General features: G+C 68.2%; 15 protein-coding genes. 10 read left to right on the top strand and 5 right to left on the bottom strand.

The features are described 5' to 3' along the window. The first annotated feature begins 65 nt into the window (after positions 1-65). From K6V06_RS00530 to plsY, 5 genes are all read left to right on the top strand, one after another. The gene (locus K6V06_RS00530) at positions 66-1,034 is read left to right on the top strand and encodes a tripartite tricarboxylate transporter substrate binding protein BugE (RefSeq protein WP_222239621.1); all 969 of its coding nucleotides are present in this window, start codon (positions 66-68) and stop codon (positions 1,032-1,034) included. A 188-nt stretch (positions 1,035-1,222) separates the two neighbouring features. Beyond that, positions 1,223-1,735 (top strand): methylated-DNA--[protein]-cysteine S-methyltransferase, encoded by a 513-nt coding sequence (locus K6V06_RS00525; protein ID WP_222239620.1) that lies wholly within the window; start codon positions 1,223-1,225, stop codon positions 1,733-1,735. A gap of 17 nt (positions 1,736-1,752) precedes the next feature. Beyond that, the gene (gene xerD / locus K6V06_RS00520; protein ID WP_370637361.1) at positions 1,753-2,688 is read left to right on the top strand and encodes a site-specific tyrosine recombinase XerD; all 936 of its coding nucleotides are present in this window, start codon (positions 1,753-1,755) and stop codon (positions 2,686-2,688) included. Positions 2,689-2,710: 22 nt separating this feature from the next. Then, positions 2,711-3,202 carry a Cys-tRNA(Pro) deacylase gene (gene ybaK, locus K6V06_RS00515; protein ID WP_222239618.1) on the top strand — a complete coding sequence of 164 codons (492 nt, stop codon included), beginning with the start codon at positions 2,711-2,713 and terminating at the stop codon, positions 3,200-3,202. A gap of 133 nt (positions 3,203-3,335) precedes the next feature. Then, on the top strand, positions 3,336-3,947 hold the full coding sequence (gene plsY, locus K6V06_RS00510) for a glycerol-3-phosphate 1-O-acyltransferase PlsY (RefSeq protein WP_222239617.1): 612 nt from the start codon (positions 3,336-3,338) through the stop codon (positions 3,945-3,947). A 37-nt stretch (positions 3,948-3,984) separates the two neighbouring features. Here plsY and K6V06_RS00505 read toward each other — a convergent pair whose 3' ends face one another. Together K6V06_RS00505 and K6V06_RS00500 are read right to left on the bottom strand one after the other, a co-directional pair. Further along, positions 3,985-5,262 carry an ATP-binding protein gene (locus tag K6V06_RS00505; RefSeq protein ID WP_222239616.1) on the bottom strand — a complete coding sequence of 426 codons (1,278 nt, stop codon included), beginning with the start codon at positions 5,260-5,262 and terminating at the stop codon, positions 3,985-3,987. Then, entirely contained in the window at positions 5,259-6,008 is a 750-nt protein-coding gene (locus tag K6V06_RS00500) for a response regulator (protein ID WP_222239615.1), read from the bottom strand. Before K6V06_RS00500 ends, K6V06_RS00505 begins: the two co-directional genes overlap by 4 nt. Before the next feature lie 328 nt (positions 6,009-6,336). Here K6V06_RS00500 and K6V06_RS00495 point away from each other — a divergent pair, with 328 nt between their 5' ends. Genes K6V06_RS00495 through K6V06_RS00480 form a run of 4 tightly spaced genes read left to right on the top strand, consistent with a single transcriptional unit; the run spans position 6,337 to position 15,937 of the window. After that, a complete protein-coding gene (locus K6V06_RS00495) occupies positions 6,337-7,902 on the top strand; it encodes an MdtA/MuxA family multidrug efflux RND transporter periplasmic adaptor subunit (protein ID WP_222239614.1) in 1,566 nt (521 codons plus the stop codon). Between the two features lie 27 nt (positions 7,903-7,929). Continuing rightward, positions 7,930-11,094, top strand: coding sequence for an MdtB/MuxB family multidrug efflux RND transporter permease subunit (locus K6V06_RS00490; protein WP_222239613.1), 3,165 nt, complete (start codon positions 7,930-7,932; stop codon positions 11,092-11,094). After that, positions 11,091-14,420 carry an efflux RND transporter permease subunit gene (locus tag K6V06_RS00485; protein ID WP_222239612.1) on the top strand — a complete coding sequence of 1,110 codons (3,330 nt, stop codon included), beginning with the start codon at positions 11,091-11,093 and terminating at the stop codon, positions 14,418-14,420. Before K6V06_RS00490 ends, K6V06_RS00485 begins: the two co-directional genes overlap by 4 nt. 47 nt (positions 14,421-14,467) lie before the next feature. Next, positions 14,468-15,937 (top strand): efflux transporter outer membrane subunit, encoded by a 1,470-nt coding sequence (locus tag K6V06_RS00480; RefSeq protein WP_255581492.1) that lies wholly within the window; start codon positions 14,468-14,470, stop codon positions 15,935-15,937. Positions 15,938-16,000: 63 nt separating this feature from the next. On the opposite strand, the gene K6V06_RS00475 is transcribed toward K6V06_RS00480, so the two are convergent. Beyond that, on the bottom strand, positions 16,001-16,939 hold the full coding sequence (locus K6V06_RS00475; protein WP_222239610.1) for a LysR family transcriptional regulator: 939 nt from the start codon (positions 16,937-16,939) through the stop codon (positions 16,001-16,003). A 96-nt stretch (positions 16,940-17,035) separates the two neighbouring features. Here K6V06_RS00475 and K6V06_RS00470 point away from each other — a divergent pair, with 96 nt between their 5' ends. Further along, on the top strand, positions 17,036-17,491 hold the full coding sequence (locus K6V06_RS00470) for a PACE efflux transporter (protein ID WP_222239609.1): 456 nt from the start codon (positions 17,036-17,038) through the stop codon (positions 17,489-17,491). 129 nt (positions 17,492-17,620) lie between these two features. Here the strand turns inward: K6V06_RS00470 and K6V06_RS00465 are convergent, their stop codons facing one another. Further along, positions 17,621-17,860 carry a glycine zipper 2TM domain-containing protein gene (locus K6V06_RS00465; protein WP_222239608.1) on the bottom strand — a complete coding sequence of 80 codons (240 nt, stop codon included), beginning with the start codon at positions 17,858-17,860 and terminating at the stop codon, positions 17,621-17,623. A gap of 121 nt (positions 17,861-17,981) precedes the next feature. Beyond that, positions 17,982-20,585, bottom strand: a complete 2,604-nt coding sequence (locus K6V06_RS00460) for a hypothetical protein (RefSeq protein ID WP_222239607.1) — start codon at positions 20,583-20,585, stop codon at positions 17,982-17,984. Between the last annotated feature and the right edge of the window lies 1 nt (position 20,586).

Here is a 20,586-nt window from a genome sequence, read left to right as displayed (position 1 = left end):
CGCTTCGCGGGCTTTTGTGTCAGGGTGGGCCAACCCCGCCCGGTTTTTGACGGAGACGAGATCCGATGCAAACCAAGAAGATTGCTCTGGCCCTTGGCCTGGCCGTGACGGCGTCGCTTGCGCAAGCGCAAAGCTATCCCAGCAAGCCCATCAAGCTGATCATTCCGTTCGCACCCGGCGGCACCACCGATATCGTCGGCCGTGGCGTGGCCGACCAGATGAGCAAGATCCTCGGCCAGCCGGTCGTGGTCGAGAACCGCGCGGGCGGGGGCGGCTCGATCGGCGCCGACGCCATCGCCAAGGCCAATCCGGACGGCTACACCATCGGCATCTCGACCGTCTCCACCATGGCGGTGAACCCGGCCTGCAACCCGAAGCTGTCCTACGACCCGATCAAGGACTTCAAGCCCATCACGAACCTGGCCAATGTCGCCAACGTGATTGCGGTCAACCCCAACTTCCCGGCCAAGGACTACAAGGAGTTCCTGGCCGTGCTGAAGGCCAACCCGGGCAAGTATTCCTACGCCTCCTCGGGCACCTGCGGCTTCGGCCACATGCTGGGCGAGCAGTTCAAGGTCTCGACCAAGACCTTCATGGTCCATATCCCTTACCGCGGCGCAGGTCCGGCGCTGAACGACGTGCTGGCCGGCCAGGTGCCCATCATGATGGACAACCTGCCCTCCTCCATGCCGCACATCAAGGCCGGCAAGCTGCGCCCCATCGTGGTGGCATGGAACAAGCGCATCGACTCGCTGCCGAACGTGCCGACCATGGCCGAGATGGGCCTGAAGGAGCCGAACGATCCGGCCTGGTACGGCCTGGTCGCCCCGGCCGGCACGCCTGACGAGATCATCAACAAGCTGAACCAGGCCGCGGTGCAGGCCCTGCAGGACAAGGGCTTCCAGGAACGCCTGCGCGGCGCCGGCGCGGAGCCGTCGGGCAATACGCCGGCCCAGCACGCGGCCGAGATCAAGAAGGAATTCGACAAGATGCGCAACCTGGTCAAGGTGCAGAACATCAAGCTCGAGCAGTAAGCACGTCCGCCTTGCGCTGGCGTATCGGGGGCCCCTGCGGGGGCCCTTTCTTGTTCGCGTCCCCATACCGCCGGTGCGCTGCCCTCGGTTTGCTCCCCTCCCCCGCCCCTGCGGGAGAGGGGAGCAAACCCGCAGCTGCCCGGCCGTTCGCACTAGAATTCCGTATTCTTCCCAACCGCAACGCCACCATGCCGGCCACCCCGGGTCGCCCGCCCGACCCCACTCTGTCACGCTTCGACGCCATCCTCGCCGCGCCGTTCGGCCGGCTGGGGGTGCGCGCGGGCAGCGGCGGCATCGAGGAGATCCATTTCCTGCCGGCGGATACGCCGCTGCGGGACAATCCGCTGCCCTTGATCGCCGCACTGGCGGCGCGGCTGCAGGCCTATTACGCGGACCCGGACGCCTCGCTCGACATCCCGCTGGCGATGCGCGGCAGTGGCTTCCAGCAGCGTGTCTGGCAGGCCATCCGTGCCGTCCCGGCAGGACGCACCGCCACCTATGGCGAGCTTGCCGCCCAGGCCGGCGGCACCGCGCGGGCGGTGGGACAGGCTTGCGGTGCCAACCCGTTTCCGCTGGTCGTTCCCTGCCACCGCATTGTCGGCGCAAAAGGGCTGGGCGGCTTCGCCCACCACGGCGAGGACGGTTTCCACCTGGAGGTCAAGCGCTGGCTGCTGCGGCACGAACGGGTGATGCTGCTGTGAGCGCGCGCGACCGTACCGTGTCCGCGTTGCCCGAGGAAATCGCCGACGCGCCGCTTGCACCGGAGGACCAGGCGCTGATCGACCGCTTCTGCGATGCGCTGTGGCTGGAAGACGGCCTGGCCCGCAACAGCATCGACGCCTACCGCCGCGACCTGACGCTGTTCGCGCGCTGGCTGCGCGCCGAGCGCGGCCTGTCGCTGCCGCAGGCCGACGACGGCGCGCTGTCGGGCTACTTCGCCGCGCGCCATCCGCAGTCGCGCGCCTCGTCCGCCAACCGCCGGCTGGCGGTGTTCCGCCGCTTCTACCGCTGGGCGCTGCGCGAGCACATCGTGCAGGCCGACCCTTGCCTGCTGCTGCGCGCCGCCAAGCAGCCGCCGCGCTTTCCGAAGACGCTCAGCGAAGCGCAGGTCGAAGCGCTGCTGGCCGCGCCCGACACCGATACGCCGCTGGGCCTGCGCGATCGCACCATGCTTGAGCTGATGTACGCCAGCGGCCTGCGTGTATCGGAGCTGACGCAGATGAAGACGGTGGAGATCGGGCTGAACGAAGGCGTGGCGCGCGTGGTCGGCGGCAAGGGCGACAAGGAGCGGCTGGTCCCGTTCGGCGGCGAGGCCGGCGACTGGCTGCGGCGCTATCTGGCCAGCGGCCGCCCGGCACTGCTGGGAGCGCGCGCCAGCGACGCGCTGTTTGTCACCCAGCGCGGCGAAGCGATGACGCGCCAGGCGTTCTGGTACCTGATCAAGCGCTATGCGCGCGCCGCCGACATCCAGGCGCCGCTGTCACCGCATACGCTGCGGCACGCCTTCGCCACCCATCTGCTGAACCACGGCGCCGACCTGCGCGTGGTGCAGCTGCTGCTCGGCCACGCCGATATCTCGACCACCCAGATCTATACCCACGTCGCCCGCGAGCGGCTGCGCGTGCTGCACCAGCAGCACCATCCGCGCGGGTAACCACCGCCCCGAACCCCTCATCATGGCGAAGACCAGGCACGTATCCGAAACCCCCGCCACGCAGCTGCTGCGCCAGCACCGCATCGAATTCGGCGAGCATCCCTACGAGTATGTCGACCACGGCGGCACCGGGGAATCGGCGCGGCAGCTCGGCGTGGACGAGCATATCGTGGTCAAGACGCTGGTGATGGAGGACGACAAGGCGCAGCCGCTGATCGTGCTGATGCATGGCGATCGGCAGGTCTCCACCAAGAACCTGGCACGGCAGATCGGCCGCAAGAGCGTGCAGCCCTGCAAGCCCGAGGTCGCGCAGCGCCATAGCGGCTTCATGATCGGCGGCACCTCGCCCTTCGGCACGCGCAAGCGGATGCCGGTCTATGTCGAAGAGACTGTCCTCGCGCTGCCGCGCATCTATATCAACGGCGGCCGGCGCGGCTTCCTCGTCAGTGTCGATCCCGCAGTGCTGGTCGCGCTGCTGCAGGCGACGCCGGTCTCGTGCGCGCTGGCCGAGTGACGGAGGCACATCCGAGGGGCGCAATCGCGGGTCCACGCGCAAACCCGGGTTCGGCACGGTTGCCTCGCACGCTACAATCGCGCCACCTCGTTTTCCGACGTCCGTTGATCTCGCCCCCGCGGCAACCGCTACCATGGCCAATACAATCTTCGCCCTGCTCGCCTACCTGATCGGCTCGATTTCCTTCGCCGTGGTGGTGAGCAAATCGATGGGCCTGCCCGACCCGCATTCGTACGGCTCCGGCAATCCCGGTGCCACCAATGTGCTGCGCACCGGCAACAAGAAGGCCGCGCTGCTGACGCTGCTCGGCGACGGCCTGAAGGGCTGGCTGGCGGTCTGGCTGGCGCAGCACTTCGGCCCCGGCTACGGCATCGACGCCACCGGCATCGCGCTGGTCGCCGTCGGCGTCTTCCTCGGCCATCTGTTCCCGGTCTTCCACCGCTTCGCGGGCGGCAAGGGCGTGGCGACCGCCGCGGGCATCCTGCTGGCGATCAATCCGTGGCTGGGGCTGGCGACACTGGCGACCTGGATCGTCATCGCGGTGTTCTTCCGCTATTCCTCGCTGGCCGCGCTGGTCTCGGCGGTGTTCGCGCCCTTCTACTACGTGCTGCTGTTCGGCACCAACGCGATCGCGCTGGCCATCGTCGCCATCAGCGTGCTGCTGATCGTGCGGCACCGGCAGAACATCGCCAAGCTGCTGGCCGGCAAGGAAAGCCGCATCGGCGAGAAGAAGAAGGCGTCCTGAGCGGCGCTGGCCGCGGCCAGCGCCTTGCTGCGCGCGCTCAGGCGGCTTTGGCCAGCGGCGCGAACGGGAACAGCATCACCACCCGCAGTCCCCCTTCCGGCCGGTTGGCCAGTTCCAGCCGGCCGCCCCCCTGTCGCACCAGACGATCGACGATCGCCAGGCCCAGCCCTGAATGCGCATTGCCGCCGCGTGCGGGGTCGAGCCGCACGAAGGGCAGCGTGGCCCGCTCGAACTCGTGCTCGGGGATGCCGGGGCCCGCATCCTCCACCGTCAGCTGCCAGCCCTGCGCCGTGCGCGCGGTGGCGATGGTCACCGGCCGTGCGCCATAGTGCCAGGCGTTGTCGACCAGATTGCCGATCACCCGGTCCAGTTGCGTCGCGATCAGGCGGAAGCCCTCGCCCGCTTCCAGCGACAGTTCGACCGGCCGCTCCTGCTCGGCCAGCGATGCGGCCAGCTCGGTCAGGCGGCGCTCCACCGGCACCGGCTGCGCCGAGGTTTCACCCGTCTGCGCAAAGCTGAGGAACTGCTCGACGATGGCCGACATCGATTCGACGTCCCGCGTCACGCCGGCCGCTGCCTTGGCGTCCCCCAGCATTTCCGCACGCAGCCGCAGCCGCGCCAGCGGCGTCTTCAGATCATGGGCGATGCCGGCCAGCATGGTATTGCGCTCCTGATCGATGCGGGCGAGGTCCGCCACCATCCGGTTGAAGCGCTCGATCAGCTGGCGCAGCTCCAGCGGGCCGCGCTCGCGCAGCGGCGGCACCGGCTGCTGGCGCGACAGGCGCCCCGCCGCCACTGCCATCTCGCGCACCGGCCGCTGGATCTGCCAGGCGATCAGCAGCGCGAACACGATCGCCACGCTGACGACCAGGATCGCGCCGGGAATCATCCGGCTATCGGAAGGCGGATTGTGGACCCACAGGATCGGCATGGCGATCCAGTCCTGCCTGGTCGGCAGCTTGATCCACACCCGGGGCGTACTCTCGTCCTCGATCCGGATTTCGGTGCCCGCCGGCAGCCGGGCCGAGAACCGCTCGACCAGCCGGCGCGAGCGCTCGGTCGGCGCGCGCGCATACTCCTCGGCCGTGGCCTCACCAGCGATCTCCACCAGGCTGGGCAGCGGCGCCGGCGGACGCGCGTCCAGCGCGCGCTGGATGCTGTCGAGCTGGAACAGCATCTGCTCCACCGAATACTCGATGCGCTGCTCGCGCCGATCCATGCGCAGGATCGTCAGCCAGGAGAAATGGCTGATCACCAGCACGGCGGCGATCAGCAGCGCCATGCGGCCGAACAGGGTGTCGATGCGCAGCTTCATGCCTCGTCTTCCACCGCTGGGGCTGCTTGCGCCGCCTCGTCAGGAACGAAGGTGTAGCCGCGCCCGCGCACCGTCTGGATATAGCGCGGCCGCTGCGCATCCTCGTCCAGCAGCCGGCGCAGGCGCCAGATCTGCACGTCGATGCCGCGGTCGCTGACGCCGCTGGCCGCGCCATACATCAACTCGACGATGCGCTCGCGCGACAGCACTTCGAGCGGATGCATCAGCAGCAGCTTGAGCAGCGCGAACTCCGTATCGCTGATGGCCAGCGATTGGCCGGAGCGCATCAGCGTGCGCTGGCGGAAATCGACGCGGAAGGGGCCGAAGCTGGCGCCGTCGCGGTCCTCGGGAGCCGCCGCCGGCCGCGCCTGCTTGCGCCGCAGCACCGCATTGATCCGTGCCAGCAATTCGCGCGGGGAGAATGGCTTGCCCAGATAGTCGTCGGCCCCGATCTCCAGGCCGACGATGCGGTCGATCTCGTCGCTGCGGGCCGTCAGCAGGATCACCGGGATATCGTCGTTGCGCGCGCGCAGCTTGCGCAGCGCGGTCAGGCCGTCGACCTTGGGCATCATCAGGTCCAGCACGATCAGCGCGGGCCGCTCGCGCTCCAGGCGCGCCTGCAGGCCGTCGCCATCGTGCAGCACGGAAACGGCAAAGCCCTGCTGGGTCAGGTATTCGCGCAGCAGGTCGCGCAGGTCGGGGTCGTCGTCGACGACGAGAATCTGGGTAGGCTGGTTCGGTCGCATGGTGCGATGATAATCAGACACCCCGGCGCGGGCGCCGCCGAGGTTGTTTCGGCAAGTTACAGCGGGGCCTGTCGTAACGGACTGTAATAATGTCGCAGCCGCCCGACATATCGGCGGCCCGATTCGCCCCGTATCCTTGCGGACATTGCCTCGGGCAAGACGAAGCCTTCCGGCATGTCACGCCGGCCGGCATTTTCACCCGATCGCTGGAATCCACCCTTATCCCGAGACGTCCGCCGCCGTGCCGGCGCCGGGCGGCGGTTGCGGCATACTGCTGCCTCCATTTTCGACTAGCGACCGCGCGTCCGCCATGGCGCGCCTGCAGGACATGGCCAAACCCGTAGAACATCAAGCCTCCAACGCCACCGGCGCGACCCCGCAAGCCAACCCGTCCGCTCCTTCCTTCGCTGCCTCCAGCGCCTCGCACGCGCGGCCCGGCGCTTCCGCTGGAGGCCCGGGCGCGCCCCAGGGACCGCAGGGTCCCGGGGAGCCCCGCCCGCCGCGCGGACGGCGCCGCGGCTGGCTGATCGCGCTGCTGGTGCTGCTGGTGGCGGGCGCCGCCTGGTACTGGTTCGCCGGCCGCGACAAGCCGGCCGAAGGGCAGGCGCAGGTTGGCGCAGGGGGGCGCGTGCCGGCAGGCCCGGGCCGGCCCGGCGGTCCGGGTGGCGCCGGCGGACGCGGACCGGCCAGCCCCTTTGTCGGCGCGCCGGCGCCGGTGGTGGTGAACCAGGCCGCGCAGAGGGACATGGACATCGTCCTTAACGGCCTGGGCAATGTCACGCCGGTGGCCAGCGTCACCGTCCGCGCCCAGGTTTCCGGCCCGCTGCTGCGCGTGCTGTTCCGCGAGGGACAGATGGTCAAGGCCGGCGACGTGCTCGCCGAGATCGATCCGCGCCCCTTCCAGGCGGCCCTGGACCAGGCGCTGGGGCAGCTGGCGCGCGACCAGGCGCTGCTGCAGAACGCGCGCCTGGATCAGCAACGCTATCGCACCCTGCTCGAGCAGGACTCGATCGCCAAGCAGCAGGTGGACACGCAGGACGCGCTGGTGCGCCAGTACGAGGGGGTGGTCAAGACAGACCAGGCCAACGTCGATACCGCCCGGCTGGAACTGAGCTACACCCGCATCAAGGCGCCGGTCTCGGGCCGCATCGGCCTGCGCCAGGTCGACGCCGGCAATATCGTCAACACGGGCGACACCAATGGCATCGCGCTGATCACGCAGGTGCAGCCCATCGCCGTGCTGTTCTCCATCCCCGAGGACAGCCTGCCCAGCGTGCTCAGGCAGCTGAACGCGGGCAACACCCTGCCGGTGCAGGCCTGGGACCGCCAGGCGCGCAACAAGCTGGCCGACGGCGCGCTGCTGACCACGGACAACCAGATCGACACCACCACCGGCACGGTGCGCCTGAAGGCGGTGTTCCGCAATGACGACGGCATGCTGTTCCCCAACCAGTTCGTCAACGTACGCATGCGCGTCGATACGCTGAAGAACGCCACGGTAGTGCCGGTGGCCGCGCTGCAGCGGGGCCAACAGGGCAACTTCGTCTATGTGGTAGACCAGGACAACAAGGTGCGCGTGCAGACTGTCACACTGGGACCGAGCGACGGCCAGCACACCGCGATCCTGCAAGGCGTGCGGCCGGGCCAGCGGGTAGTGGTGGACGGCGCGGACCGCCTGCGCGAAGGCATGACCGTCGAGACCGTCGATCCCGCCGCCCGCGATGCCGCGGTGGCGCCGGCCAGCCAGCCGCGCGCACGCGGCCGGCGCCATCGCGGCGCCTCCGAAGCCCAGGCGGCGTCGGCGCCAGGCGCTGCCCAGGGTCACGCAAGCAGTGCCCCGCGCGCGGCGGCTTCCGCCCCGCAGGCCAGCGCCACCGCCCAGCGCCCGCAGTAACGGCGCCCGCGCGCCGAAGGACCACGCATGAACCCGTCCCGCCTATTCATCGAGCGCCCGGTCGCCACCGTGCTGCTGATGCTCGCCATCCTGCTGTCCGGGCTGGTGGCGTACCGCATGCTGCCGCTGTCGGCGCTGCCGGAAGTCGATTACCCGACCATCCAGGTGAAGACGCTGTACCCCGGCGCCAGCCCCGACGTCATGACCTCGGCGGTTACCGCGCCGCTGGAGCGCCAGTTCGGCCAGATGCCGGGCCTGAAGCAGATGTCGTCGTCCTCCTCGGGCGGCGCCTCCGTCATCACCCTGCAGTTCGACCTGACCCTGCCGCTGGATGTGGCCGAGCAACAGGTGCAGGCGGCCATCAACGCGGCCGGCAACCTGCTGCCCAACGACCTGCCAATGCCGCCGGTCTACAGCAAGGTCAACCCCGCCGACGCGCCGATCATGACGGTGTCGATGAGCTCGGAAACACTGCCGCTGCCGCAACTGCAGGACATGGTCGATACCCGCATCGCGCAGAAGATCTCGCAGATCGCTGGCGTGGGCCTGGTCACCATCAGCGGCGGGCAGCGGCCGGCAGTGCGGATCCAGGCCAACCCGACCGCGCTGGCGGCGCTGGACATGTCGATCGACGATCTGCGCACGGCCATCGGCTCGGCCAATGTCAACGGCGCCAAGGGCAGCTTCGACGGCCCGACCCGTGCGTCGACCATCGACGCCAACGATCAGCTGCGCTCGGCCGAGGAATACCGCCAGATCATCATCGGCTACCGCAACGGCGCGCCGATCCGCATCACCGATGTCGCCACCATCGTCGACGGCCCCGAGAACGCGCGGCTGGCCGCCTGGGCCAACGGCAAGCCGGCCATCGTGCTGAGCATCCAGCGCCAGCCCGGCGCCAACGTGATCGCGGTGGTCGACCGCATCCGCGCGCTGCTGCCCCAGCTGGAAGCCTCCCTGCCCGCCTCGGTGCAGGTCGAGGTGCTGACCGACCGCACCACCACCATCCGTGCCTCCGTGCACGACACCCAGTTCGAGCTGCTGCTGGCCATCGCGCTGGTGGTGATGGTGATCTTCCTGTTCCTGCGCAACATCCCGGCCACCATCATTCCCGGCGTCGCCGTGCCGCTGTCACTGGTGGGCACCTTCGGCGTGATGTACCTGGCCGGCTTCTCGCTGAACAACCTGACGCTGATGGCGCTGACCATCGCGACCGGCTTCGTCGTCGACGATGCCATCGTGATGATCGAGAACATCATGCGCTATATCGAGCGCGGCGAATCGCCACGCCAGGCGGCGCTCAAGGGTTCCAGGCAGATCGGCTTCACCATCATCTCGTTGACCTTCTCGCTGGTCGCGGTGCTGATCCCGCTGCTGTTCATGAGCGACGTGGTGGGCCGGCTGTTCCGCGAATTCGCCGTGACGCTGGCCGTGGCGATCCTGATCTCCGCGGTGGTATCGCTGACGCTGACGCCGATGATGTGCGCGCGGCTGTTGCGCCATGTGCCCGAGGACCAGCTGCCGCGCTATCACCAGGCGACCGGGCGCTTCTTCGACCGCGTCATCGAGCGCTACGGGCAGTGGCTGCAATGGGTACTCGCGCGGCAGACCGCCACGCTTCTCGTCGCGCTCGGCACGCTGGTGCTGACCGTGCTGCTCTACCTGGCGATTCCCAAGGGCTTCTTCCCGTCGCAGGATACCGGCGTGCTGCAGGGGATTACCGAGACGGCGCAGAGCAGTTCCTTTACCGCGATGGCGCAGAAGCAGCGCGCGGTGGCGGATGTGGTGCTGCGCGACCCCGCGGTGCGCAGCGTATCGGCCTTCATCGGCGTGGACGGCACCAATACCACGATGAACGCGGGCCGGATGTTGATCGACCTGAAACCAAAGGGCGAGCGCGACGGCTCGCTGGACGAGGTGATCGAACGGCTGCAGGCGGCGGCGCGGGACGTGGGCGGCGTGTCGCTCTATCTGCAGCCGGTGCAGGACCTGACCATCGAGGACCGCGTCTCGCGCACGCAATACCAGTTCACAGTCGAGGACCCGGACCCGCAGACGCTGGCCACCTGGGTGCCACGCCTGGTCGAACGGCTGCAGCAGGAACCCGAATTCCGCGACGTCGCCAGCGATCAGCAAAACAACGGCCTGCGCGTCTACGTCGATATCGACCGCGACGCCGCCGCGCGCTTCGGCATCACCACGGCGGTGATCGACAGCGCGCTGTACAGCGCCTACGGGCAGCGGCTGGTCTCCACCATCTTCACCCAGGCCAGCCAGTATCGCGTCGTGCTCGAGGCGATGCCGTCGTTCCGCGACAACCCGCAGGCACTGGCGGAGCTGCGGCTGCCCTCCTCCTCCGGCGGCCAGGTGCCGCTGGGCTCGTTCGCGCGCATCAGCGAGCGCACCGGACCGCTGGTGATCAACCACCAGGGGCAGTTCCCGGCCGCGACCATCTCGTTCAACCTCGCGCCCGGCGCCTCGCTCGGCCATGCAGTGGACAAGGTCACGCAGATCGAGCAGGAGATCGGCCTGCCGGTATCGATGCAGACCACCTTCCAGGGCGCCGCGCTGGCGTTCCGCGCCTCGTTGTCCAACACGCTGTGGCTGATCCTGGCCGCGGTGGTGACGATGTACATCGTGCTCGGGGTGCTGTACGAGAGCGCGATCCACCCGGTGACGATCCTGTCGACACTGCCGTCCGCCGGCGTGGGCGCGCTGCTGGCCCTGCTGGTCGCCGGCCACGACCTGGGCATCATCGCCATCATCGGCATCATCCTGCTGATCGGCATCGTCAAGAAGAACGCCATCATGATGATCGACTTCGCGCTGGAGGCCGAGCGCGAACGCGGCATGTCGCCGCGCGACGCGATCTTCGAGGCCTGCCTGCTGCGTTTCCGCCCGATCCTGATGACCACGCTGGCGGCGCTGCTGGCCGCGCTGCCGATGATGCTGGGTACCGGCATCGGTTCCGAACTGCGCCGGCCGCTGGGCATCACCATGGTAGGCGGCCTGCTGGTCAGCCAGGTGCTGACGCTGTTCACCACCCCGGTGATCTACCTGGCCTTCGACCGCGTCGGACAACGCTTCCACGGCTGGCGCCGGCGCCGCTTCGGCGACGATGACGACCGCGAGGGCGAAGGCCCGGTCGGCGGCCCCGACAGCCCGGTCCAACCGCAGCCGGACCGGCCATGAGCAACCTGTCCGCCCTCTTCATCCACCGGCCCATCGCCACGGCGCTGCTGACGCTGGGCATCCTGCTGGCTGGCCTGGCCGCGTTCCGCATGCTGCCGGTCGCGCCGCTGCCGCAGGTCGACTACCCCACCATCTCGGTCTCGGCGTCGCTGCCCGGCGCCAGCCCCGAGACGATGGCCGCCACCGTTGCCACGCCGCTGGAGCGGGCGCTGGGGGCCATCGCCGGCGTCAATGAAATCACCTCCAGCAGTTCGCTGGGCTCGACGCGGGTCACTCTGCAGTTCGATCTGTCGCGCGACATCGACAGCGCCGCGCGCGACGTGCAGGCGGCCATCAACGCCTCGCGCGCCACGCTGCCCAGCAGCCTGCCGGGCAACCCGACCTACCGCAAGGTCAACCCGGCCGATGCGCCGATCATGATCATCGCGCTGACCTCGCCGACGATGACGCGGGGCCAGCTGTACGACGCCGCCTCCACCATCCTCGCGCAGAAGCTGTCGCAGATCGAGGGGGTCGGCCAGGTCAGCATCGGCGGCTCGTCGCTGCCGGCAGTGCGGGTGTCGCTGAACCCGACCGCGCTGAACAAGTACGGCATCTCGCTGAGCGACGTGCGCAACGCGATCAGCACCACCAACGCGAACCGGCCGCTTGGCCTGCTGGAGAACGAGGCCAACAGCTGGCAGATCTACGCCAACGACCAGGCGATGAAGGCGCAAGACTATCTGCCGCTGATCATCCGCTATGCGACCCCGGGCAGCTACGCCACCACGTCGGCGGGCGCGCTGCTTGCGACCACCGCCAGCGCCACCTCCGGCGGCTCGGTACGGACGCAGACGGTCAACGGCGTGACCACCACCACCGTGACGTCGGGCGGGACCACCAGTACCACGGTGACCAACGCGCCTGGCACCGGCGCCGCCGCGACCGGCCCGGCCAGCCTGCCGGTACCGGTGCGGCTGTCCGATGTCGCCACCGTGACCGACTCGGTGCAGGATGTGCGCAATGCCGGCTCGGCCAACGGCAAGCCCTCGGTGCTGCTGGTGCTCAATCGCACCCCCGGCGCCAATATCATCGAGACCGTCGATCGCGTCTACGAGGTCCTGCCGACGCTGCGCCAGATGATTCCCGCGGCGATCTCGATGGACGTGATGATGGACCGCACCCCGACCATCCGGGCCTCGCTGCGCGAAGTCGAACACTCGCTGATGCTGTCGGTGGCGCTGGTCATCATGGTGGTGTTCCTGTTCCTGCGCAATGTGCGGGCGACGCTGATTCCAAGCGTGGCGGTACCGGTGTCGCTGGTGGGCACCTTTGCGGTGATGTACCTGGCCGGCTTCTCGCTGAACAACCTGTCGTTGATGGCGCTAACCATCGCCACCGGATTCGTCGTCGACGATGCCATCGTCGTGCTGGAGAACATCTCGCGCCATATCGAGGCCGGCATGAAGCCGGTGCAGGCGGCGCTGCGCGGCGCGCGCGAGGTGGGCTTCACCGTCATCTCGATGAGCCTGTCTTTGATCGCGGTCTTCATTCCGCTGCTGCTGATGGGCGGCATCGTTGGCCGCCTGTTCCACGAGTTCGCCATCACGCTGTCGGTGGCGATCCTGGTGTCGCTGGTGGTCTCGCTGACCACCACGCCGATGATGTGCGCCCACTTGCTCAAGCGCCCGGCGCGCCAGCGGGAACCCGGCCGCTTCTACCGCGCCACCGAGCGGGTGTTCGGCTGGATGAATGACCGCTACGCGCGCTCGCTGTCGGTCGCGCTGCGGCACGGCAAGCTGGTCTGGCTGGTGCTGCTGGTGACCGTCGGCCTGAACGTCTGGCTCTACGTGATCGTGCCCAAGGGTTTCTTCCCGCAGCAGGACACCGGTCGACTGATCGGCTTCATCCGCGCCGACCAGGCCACCTCGTTCCAGGCCATGCGCGGCAAGCTCGACAACTTCATCCGCATCGTCCAGGCCGATCCCGCCGTGGAAAACGTCACCGGCTTCACCGGCGGCTCGCAGCGCAACAGCGGGCAGATGTTCGTCACCCTCAAGCCGCTGTCCGAGCGCAAGGAGACGGCGATGGAAGTGATCGGCAGGCTGCGTGTCGCGCTGGCGCAGGAGCCGGGCGCGCGCCTGTTCCTCGCCCCGGTGCAGGACATCCGCATCGGCGCGCGCCAGAGCAGCTCGTCCTACCAGTTCACGCTGCGCTCGGACGACCTCGAAGTGCTGCGCGAATGGGAGCCCAAGATCCGCAACGCGCTGTCCAACCTGCGCGAGCTGGAGGACATCGACACCGACACCAGCGACCGTGGCCTGCAAACCTCGGTGATCGTCGACCGCGACGCCGCCGCGCGACTGGGCGTGACCATGCAGCAGGTCAATGCGGTGCTGAACGACGCCTTCGGCCAGCGGCTGGTCTCGACCATCTATCACCCCCTCAACCAGTACCGCGTGGTGATGGAATTGAGCGAGGAATACCTGCAGGGTCCCACCGCGCTGCAGGATGTCTACGTGGTGACCGGTGCGGGCAACCGGGTGCCGCTGTCCGCGTTCGCCCGCTTCCTGCCAAGCAACGCGCCCCTCGGGGTCAGCCATGAGGCGGGGTTCGCCGCGTCGACCATTTCCTTCAATCTGGCCGAGGGCGTGTCCTTGTCGCAGGCGACCGAGCGCATCCGCCACGAGGTGGCGCGCATCGGCGCGCCCGAATCGCTGCAGGCGGATTTTGGCGGCAGCGCCAGTGCGTTCGAGGAGTCGCTGCGCAACCAGCCGCTGCTGATTCTCGCCGCGCTGATCACCATCTATATCGTGCTCGGCATCCTCTACGAGAGCTATGTCCATCCGCTGACGATTCTGTCCACGCTGCCCTCGGCCGGCGTCGGCGCGCTGCTGGCGCTGTTGCTGTCGAAGACCGAATTCAGCGTGATCGCGCTGATCGGGGTGATCCTGCTGATCGGCATCGTCAAGAAGAACGCCATCATGATGATCGACTTCGCCATCGAGGCCGAACGCAGCGAAGGCCTGTCGCCGCGCGACGCCATCTACAAGGCCTGCCTGCTGCGCTTCCGGCCGATCCTGATGACCACCATGGCGGCGCTGCTGGGCGCGGTGCCGCTGGCACTGGGCAGCGGTGACGGCGCCGAACTGCGCGCACCGCTTGGCATCTCGATCGTCGGCGGCCTGCTGGTCAGCCAGCTGCTGACGCTGTACACCACGCCGGTGGTCTACCTGACCTTCGACCGCTGGCGGCTGCGCTGGCAGTCCGCGCGGCAGCGCTGGCAGCGCCGCCGTGGCGGCCCTGGCGACGGCAATGACGGCCATCCACGCCCCGCTGAATCCTGACGACCAACATGAAGCTCGAACACTGTCTCGCCCTGCGGAACCGCCGCATGCGTCCCGCCGCGGCCCTCGCGCTCGCGCTGCTGACCAGCGCCTGCGCGGTGGGTCCCGACTACCAGCGCCCCGATGCGCCGCTGACCCCGGCGTTCAAGGAGGCGCCGGCCGAATGGGGCCAATGGAAACCGGCGACGCCCCAGGACGCCGCCCATCGCGGCCCCTGGTGGGCCATCTTCAACGACCCGCGGCTCGATACGCTGATGGCGCAGGTGCAGGTCTCGAACCAGACGGTGCGCGCCGCGGAGGCGCAGTATCGGCAGGCGATCGGCATCCTGCGCGGCGCCCGCGCCGGCCAGTTCCCGCTGGTCTCCGTGCAGGGCAGCGCCGGCCGCGCACGCGGCGCGACGGGCAGCGTGGGCAGCAGCCAGGCTGTCTCGCTCGGCGCCAGCTGGGAGCTGGACCTGTGGGGACGCATCCGCCGCCAGGTCGAAAGCAGCGGCGCCAGCGCGCAGGCCAGCGAAGCCGACCTCGCCTCGACGCTGCTGTCCACCCAGGCCACGCTGGCGCAGACCTATTTCCTGCTGCGCATTACCGACGCCCAGCAGGCGCTGCTGCAACGGACCGTGACGGACTACCAGCGCTCCCTGCAACTGGTTACCAATCAATATCGCGCCGGCATTGCGCAGCGATCCGACGTGCTGCAGGCGGAGAACCAGCTCAAGAGCGCGCAGGCGCAGCTGATCGACATCCAGATCGACCGGGCCCAGTACGAACACGCGCTGGCCGTGCTGACCGGCCAGCCGCCCGCTGCGTTCGACCTGCCCGCGGGCAACTTCACCGTGTCGGCGGCATCGGTGCCGCAGGTTCCTGTCGCCGTGCCCTCCCAACTGCTGGAACGCCGGCCGGACATCAGCTCCGCCGAGCGGCGCATGGCCGCCGCCAACGCCGCGATCGGCATCGCGCAGGCCGCGTTCTATCCCACGCTGTCGCTGTCCGCCACGGCCGGCCTGACCGCCGGCTCGCTGGACCGGTGGCTGTCGCTGCCCGACCGGATCTGGTCGTTCGGTCCGCAGCTGGCGGCCACCCTGTTCGACGCCGGCGCGCGCCGTGCCGCGCGCGAACAGGCAGTTGCCGTCTACGACGAAACCGTGGCGAACTACCGGCAGACCGTGCTCAACGCCTTCCAGGAAGTCGAGGACAACCTCGCCGCCGCGCGCCTGCTCGAGCAGGAGGCGGTCGTCCAGAACGAAGCGCTGCAGGCCGCGCGCGAAGCCAGCGAGCTCGTCACCAACCGCTACCGCGCTGGCACGGCCAGCCTGCTGGAAGTGCTGACCGCGCAAACGGCCGCCTATACCGCCGAGCGCACCGCGCTGTCCCTGCTGGGCCGCCAGCTGACGGCCAGCGTCACCCTGGTGGCCGCCCTCGGCGGTGGATGGGAAGGGCCGCAGGCGGTGGCCGGTGTGCCCACCGGCGTGTCGGACTCGCCCGCGCCGGGCTCCGTGCCAGCGCCGGTGGCACCGTAGTCGCTGGGCAAGCCCGTTCCATTCCGCAGATTTCTCGCAGAACTGGCCATGCAACGGCATGCGTCATGCCGGTTGCTGCGGTTCGCCCTCCAGGGCGCGCCGCCGCCGCAAGGGCGCGGGCAAGGGCTGATGGCTGACCCTGTCCTTCAACCATGTGCCCGCCTTGCCCAACGGACGCTGCTTCTGCCACACCAGTTCCAGCGCGACCGGCCAGTCCTGATCGTCGAAATCGAGTTCTGGGGAAACGAGATCGGCCGCCGCGGGCGAGTTGGCGACCACATGCCAGGGCACGAATGCCCAGCCCAGTTCGCGCTTGACCAGCTCGACGATCACCCACTGACTCTCGACCCACCACACGTCGGCGGCCACGCGCAGCCGCATCTTCTCCTCGCTGTCGCTGCTGCGCACCGCCACCAGCAATTGCCGATGGCGCTTCAGCTCTTCCCAGCCGACCCGCGGCTGGCTGGCGAGAGGATGCTCCGGGGAGCAGACGATCTGCATCGGTACCCAGCCCAGCCCCCGGAACCCCAGCGCTGGCGGCAGTACCTCCTGCCGCCACATGATGCCAAGGTCGGCGGCTCCCTGCAGCACCAGCCGGCTGACGTCTTCCATCAGCGGGAACAGCAACTCCAGTTCGACCGCCGGGAAGCGGTGAGAGAACTCCTCCAGCATCACGCCCAGCGTTTCCTCCGGATACAGCTCATCCACTGCAAGCACCAGGCGGCTCTCCACACCTTCCCCGAGGCTCTTGGCGACGCCCCGGAAGTGCTCGCACCGCTCCAGAATCACGCGCGCTTCCGCCAGCAGGCGCTCCCCGGCGGCGGTCAGCACCGGATAGCGCGCAGCGCGGTCGAACAGCGCGTTGCCCAGGTCGATTTCGAGGTTGGACACCGCCGTGCTGACCACCGACTGTGCCTTGCCCAGCCGCCTGGCCGCCGCCGAGAAGGATCCGGTCTCCGCTGCGGCAACGAAGGCCTGTAGCTGTTCGAACGAAAGGCTCATGCCCTTATCCTCTTCTATCGGGTAAAGCGATAGTACCCAACTTTACTATCCCGGCATTCCAGATAGACTCGTGCCCATCATGTTTAGGAGAGATGTATGCGTGGCACGCTGGACAGGATTCGCCATACCGTCGGGTTCGAGGTGTTCGGGCTGGCCATTTTCGCGCCGCTCGGCAGCTGGGTATTCGGCTACGAGCTGCACCAGATGGGCATCATCGGCGCCGTGGCCTCCCTGATCGCCGCGATCTGGAATTACATCTACAACCTGATGTTCGACCGCGCCATGGTCCGTTTCACCGGCCAGGTGCGCAAGTCGCCGCGGATCCGCGTGCTGCACGCGCTGTTGTTCGAGCTGGGCCTGCTGATCGTGTTCCTGCCTTCGGTCGCCTGGTATCTGAAAATCAGCCTGCTCGATGCGCTGATCATGGACCTCGCCGTGGCCGCGTTCTATGTCGTCTACGCGTTCGTCTACAACTGGCTCTACGACATCGTGTTTCCGATTCCGGAGCGGGAAGCCGTGGAGTGTCCCCAGTCATCGGCGCAGTCTTCCTGACGCCCTGAAGCAGAAGCCCCGGCGACGGCCGGGGCTTTTCGTTGGCACTGACGCGCACGTCAGTGCCCGACTGCCTTGCTGCCCATCCCTGGACGGGAACGACGGACAGACCGGCGGTATGGGACCGTCCTATCGGCCCTTGCGGTCGTCGGTCAGCACGTTGCCGACCACGCCCCCGAGGGCAGCGCCGCCGAGCGTCGCACCGGTGCCGCCGAAGATGGTGGCGCCAGCGACGCCGCCGACACCGGCGCCGATGGCAGTATTGCGCTGCTTCTCGGTCATGTTGCTGCAACCGGCGCTGGCGAGCAGGGCGACGGCGGCAACAGGCACGGCGATGATGCGCGTGATGGTTCGGGTAAGGGGACGCATCGAGAGCTCCTTGTTCTTTGCTGGTGGTATGAATACTGTCGGTCCGTGACCGCGTGCGCGGTAGGCGGCACAGACCGAACCGGCTGTCGGCGTCCGTCTGACGAATCTCGCTTACGAAAGTTCAAGCGATCCTGCATACATTCCCCAGCGGTTGTGCCATATCGGCTGAGAGCGGCTCCAGCGCTTCAACGAGGACATGCTCACGCCCAGCATGCAGCAGCGTGATCTGCCCGTCCGTACCAAGCTTCCACCTTATCTTGAAGCTCGCACCCGACAACTGGGGGTTGAAGTTCTGCTCGGCGTCCTTCACTCCCATGCGGCGCAGCTGCCAGATATTCAGCCTCACCTGTGACGAGGCGAAATGCAGCGACCCGTCCTCTCCCAATCGGCAGGAATGCTGCAGGCGGCTCTCTCTGCGGTCGGCGAGCGCATCGGTGCGGCTGCCCTCCACGGCGTGGCCATCCTCCACCGGGGGTCTCTCCACCAGAATGCCGCGTCCAAAGCCGCCGTATCCCGCATTCAGCTCCGCTGCACAGGCGCCTGCCAACGCCGCCTGGTTCATCTGCTGGGTCGCGTGAAACAGCCTGAGCCGATCGCCGCCGCAAACCTTACCCAGCAGCTCGCGCAGGAAATTCAGCAGCGTCTCGCAACTGGACTTGTACAGCTGCGTTACCTGGGTGGGCGTATCGGCGAACACGGCGGAACCCGTCTGCTCGGCGGCCCCCTGCACTGCGTTCTTGTCGCCGAGCCCGCCCGCTGGAATCTTCACCTTGTTGGCCACCATCACGCAGCGTCCCACATCCGACAGCCATCCCGTGGAGACCTCGAATTCTTCTCCGTCCGCGAACGTCAGTCGGGCCCGCCCACGAAGGGACGCCTCGGGCGGTGACGCCAGCGCATCGGAAACAAGCTCGCGCCCTGCCGCATCGAACTCGCCGGAGCACACGCGGGCCGCCCGGGCATTCGCGCCTGCTCCCATGACGAACGTCAAGCCGGGGATGCTGCGTACTGACGGATTGCCGTGCCCGTCGAGGGCGACGGCAATGCCGAACGCCTCGTGCACGGCGGCTTCGATTGCCCTGCGATGGCGGCGCAGGTCGTTGCCTACCTTCACGGGGCGCCCGTTGCGTTTGGCCAGCTCGGACAATGCCATCGCGCCACAGGCACTCCAGGCCATCAGGCTATCCTGCAGCGTCTCGACCACACCCGGATCGGTCCACTTGGGCAACGCCGCGCCGATCGCCGGGGTCAGCCTGTCAAGTACCTGCAGGCAGCCGGCAAACTCGGGGCGCTCCAGACGGCGCTGCAACGCGAGCGCGTCAGTGTCCGGGTGTCCGGCGACCTCGGCGCGATACAGGAACCGCATCCTTTCGGACCTGTTCACTTGCGGAACGCCGCTTGTTACCTCTTTCCCGGTCGCTTCCGCCAGCAGCATTTCGCCGCGCACGCACTGGTGTTCCAGCCGGCGCAGGCTCCGCAGGTAGCTGGACGCAGAGTCGGGCACCTGCCTCAACGAAGCCAGCGCATCGCGCATGTCGCGACACCAGCGGGCGGCCTTGGGCAAGCTGGAATCCAGCACGCGACATCGTTCAAGCTGTTGAATCTCCTCTGCCGACAGCAGCGGCCCAACGCTGTAGACCGCGGCTAGCAGGTCGGCACGCACGTCTGGCGCCAGCAGCTGCGTCTCCGGACCCAGCACGCACTGTAACTGCGCGAGTTCCTCCAGGCTGCACAGCACCTTCGCGATCTCGGTCGCAACGACTTCCTCCATGCCAGGCTTGACGCGCGGAACCTCGTCGAGGCACGCCTTCAGCTCGGCCAGAGCACAGCCAATCTGGCTCGACAGCAAGTTCGCCTCGCCTTTCCGGAACTGGACGAACTCCGCCGCGAATTTCACCAGAAACGACAGCGCGCTATGGCCAGCCTGCAGACCGTTGGGTTTCGGGCCGCACAGCGCTCTCTTCACCTGTTCCAGCGAAATGATCGAGAGTCGAAGAAAGTCCTGGTACGGCCTCATGGTTCGAAGCCGCAGCAGCAACGCATGCACTTCTGGCAGGGCCGTTAGCTCCGGCCACCCAAGCCCTGCCGCAGGCTTGCCGTCCGGTCCGTGGATACCGGCGAGATCGGGCAGGGGAACCGACTGTGCCGACCTTCCCGACTCCCGCGGCATGAGCCAATCGGCCATCTCGCCGCAGTACCGGCCGACCGCCTGCGCCTCGCTCTGCAGCGCCCTTGCGCGCCCCGCATCGGCTGCTTCCGCCAGTCGCGGGCCGAGCGCCTGCAGAGCCTCGCCCAGCGAAGCGTTGTCGGCCACCTGTTGCGTCAGGTGGTTCCAAATGGGTACCGCCATGGCCGCCAATACGGCCTTCCCCGCGCTGGTCTGCACGGCATCCTCGATGACGCCTTGCGTGTCCACATGCCAGGCGTCGACGTGCTGGTTCCCGGCCTCGTCCAGTGCGCGCAGTTTGCCGAAAAGCTCCTCCATTCGCGGGCGCTGGCCGACCATGGAAGCGTCATCGGGGCTCTCCTCCAGGCGCCCACATTGTTCCGCGATGCAGGCGAGCAGGTCGTTCATGCAGCCGCGATACTCCTGAAGCAGCAAGCGCCGCACCGCGTCGCTTGCGGCGTTGCGTGTGACTCTGGCCTCGGGAAAATCGGCCCCCTGGCGCGCTTGTTGTTGACGATAGACGCCCAGGAAGCTCGAAAGATACTGGAAAACAGACATT

The sequence above is a fragment of the Cupriavidus sp. AU9028 genome, from assembly GCF_019795295.1.
In the GTDB taxonomy this organism is placed as follows: Bacteria; Pseudomonadota; Gammaproteobacteria; order Burkholderiales; family Burkholderiaceae; genus Cupriavidus.
The sequence above is the reverse complement of the archived record's forward strand: the minus strand, read 5'-3'. Positions and strand labels throughout refer to the sequence as shown.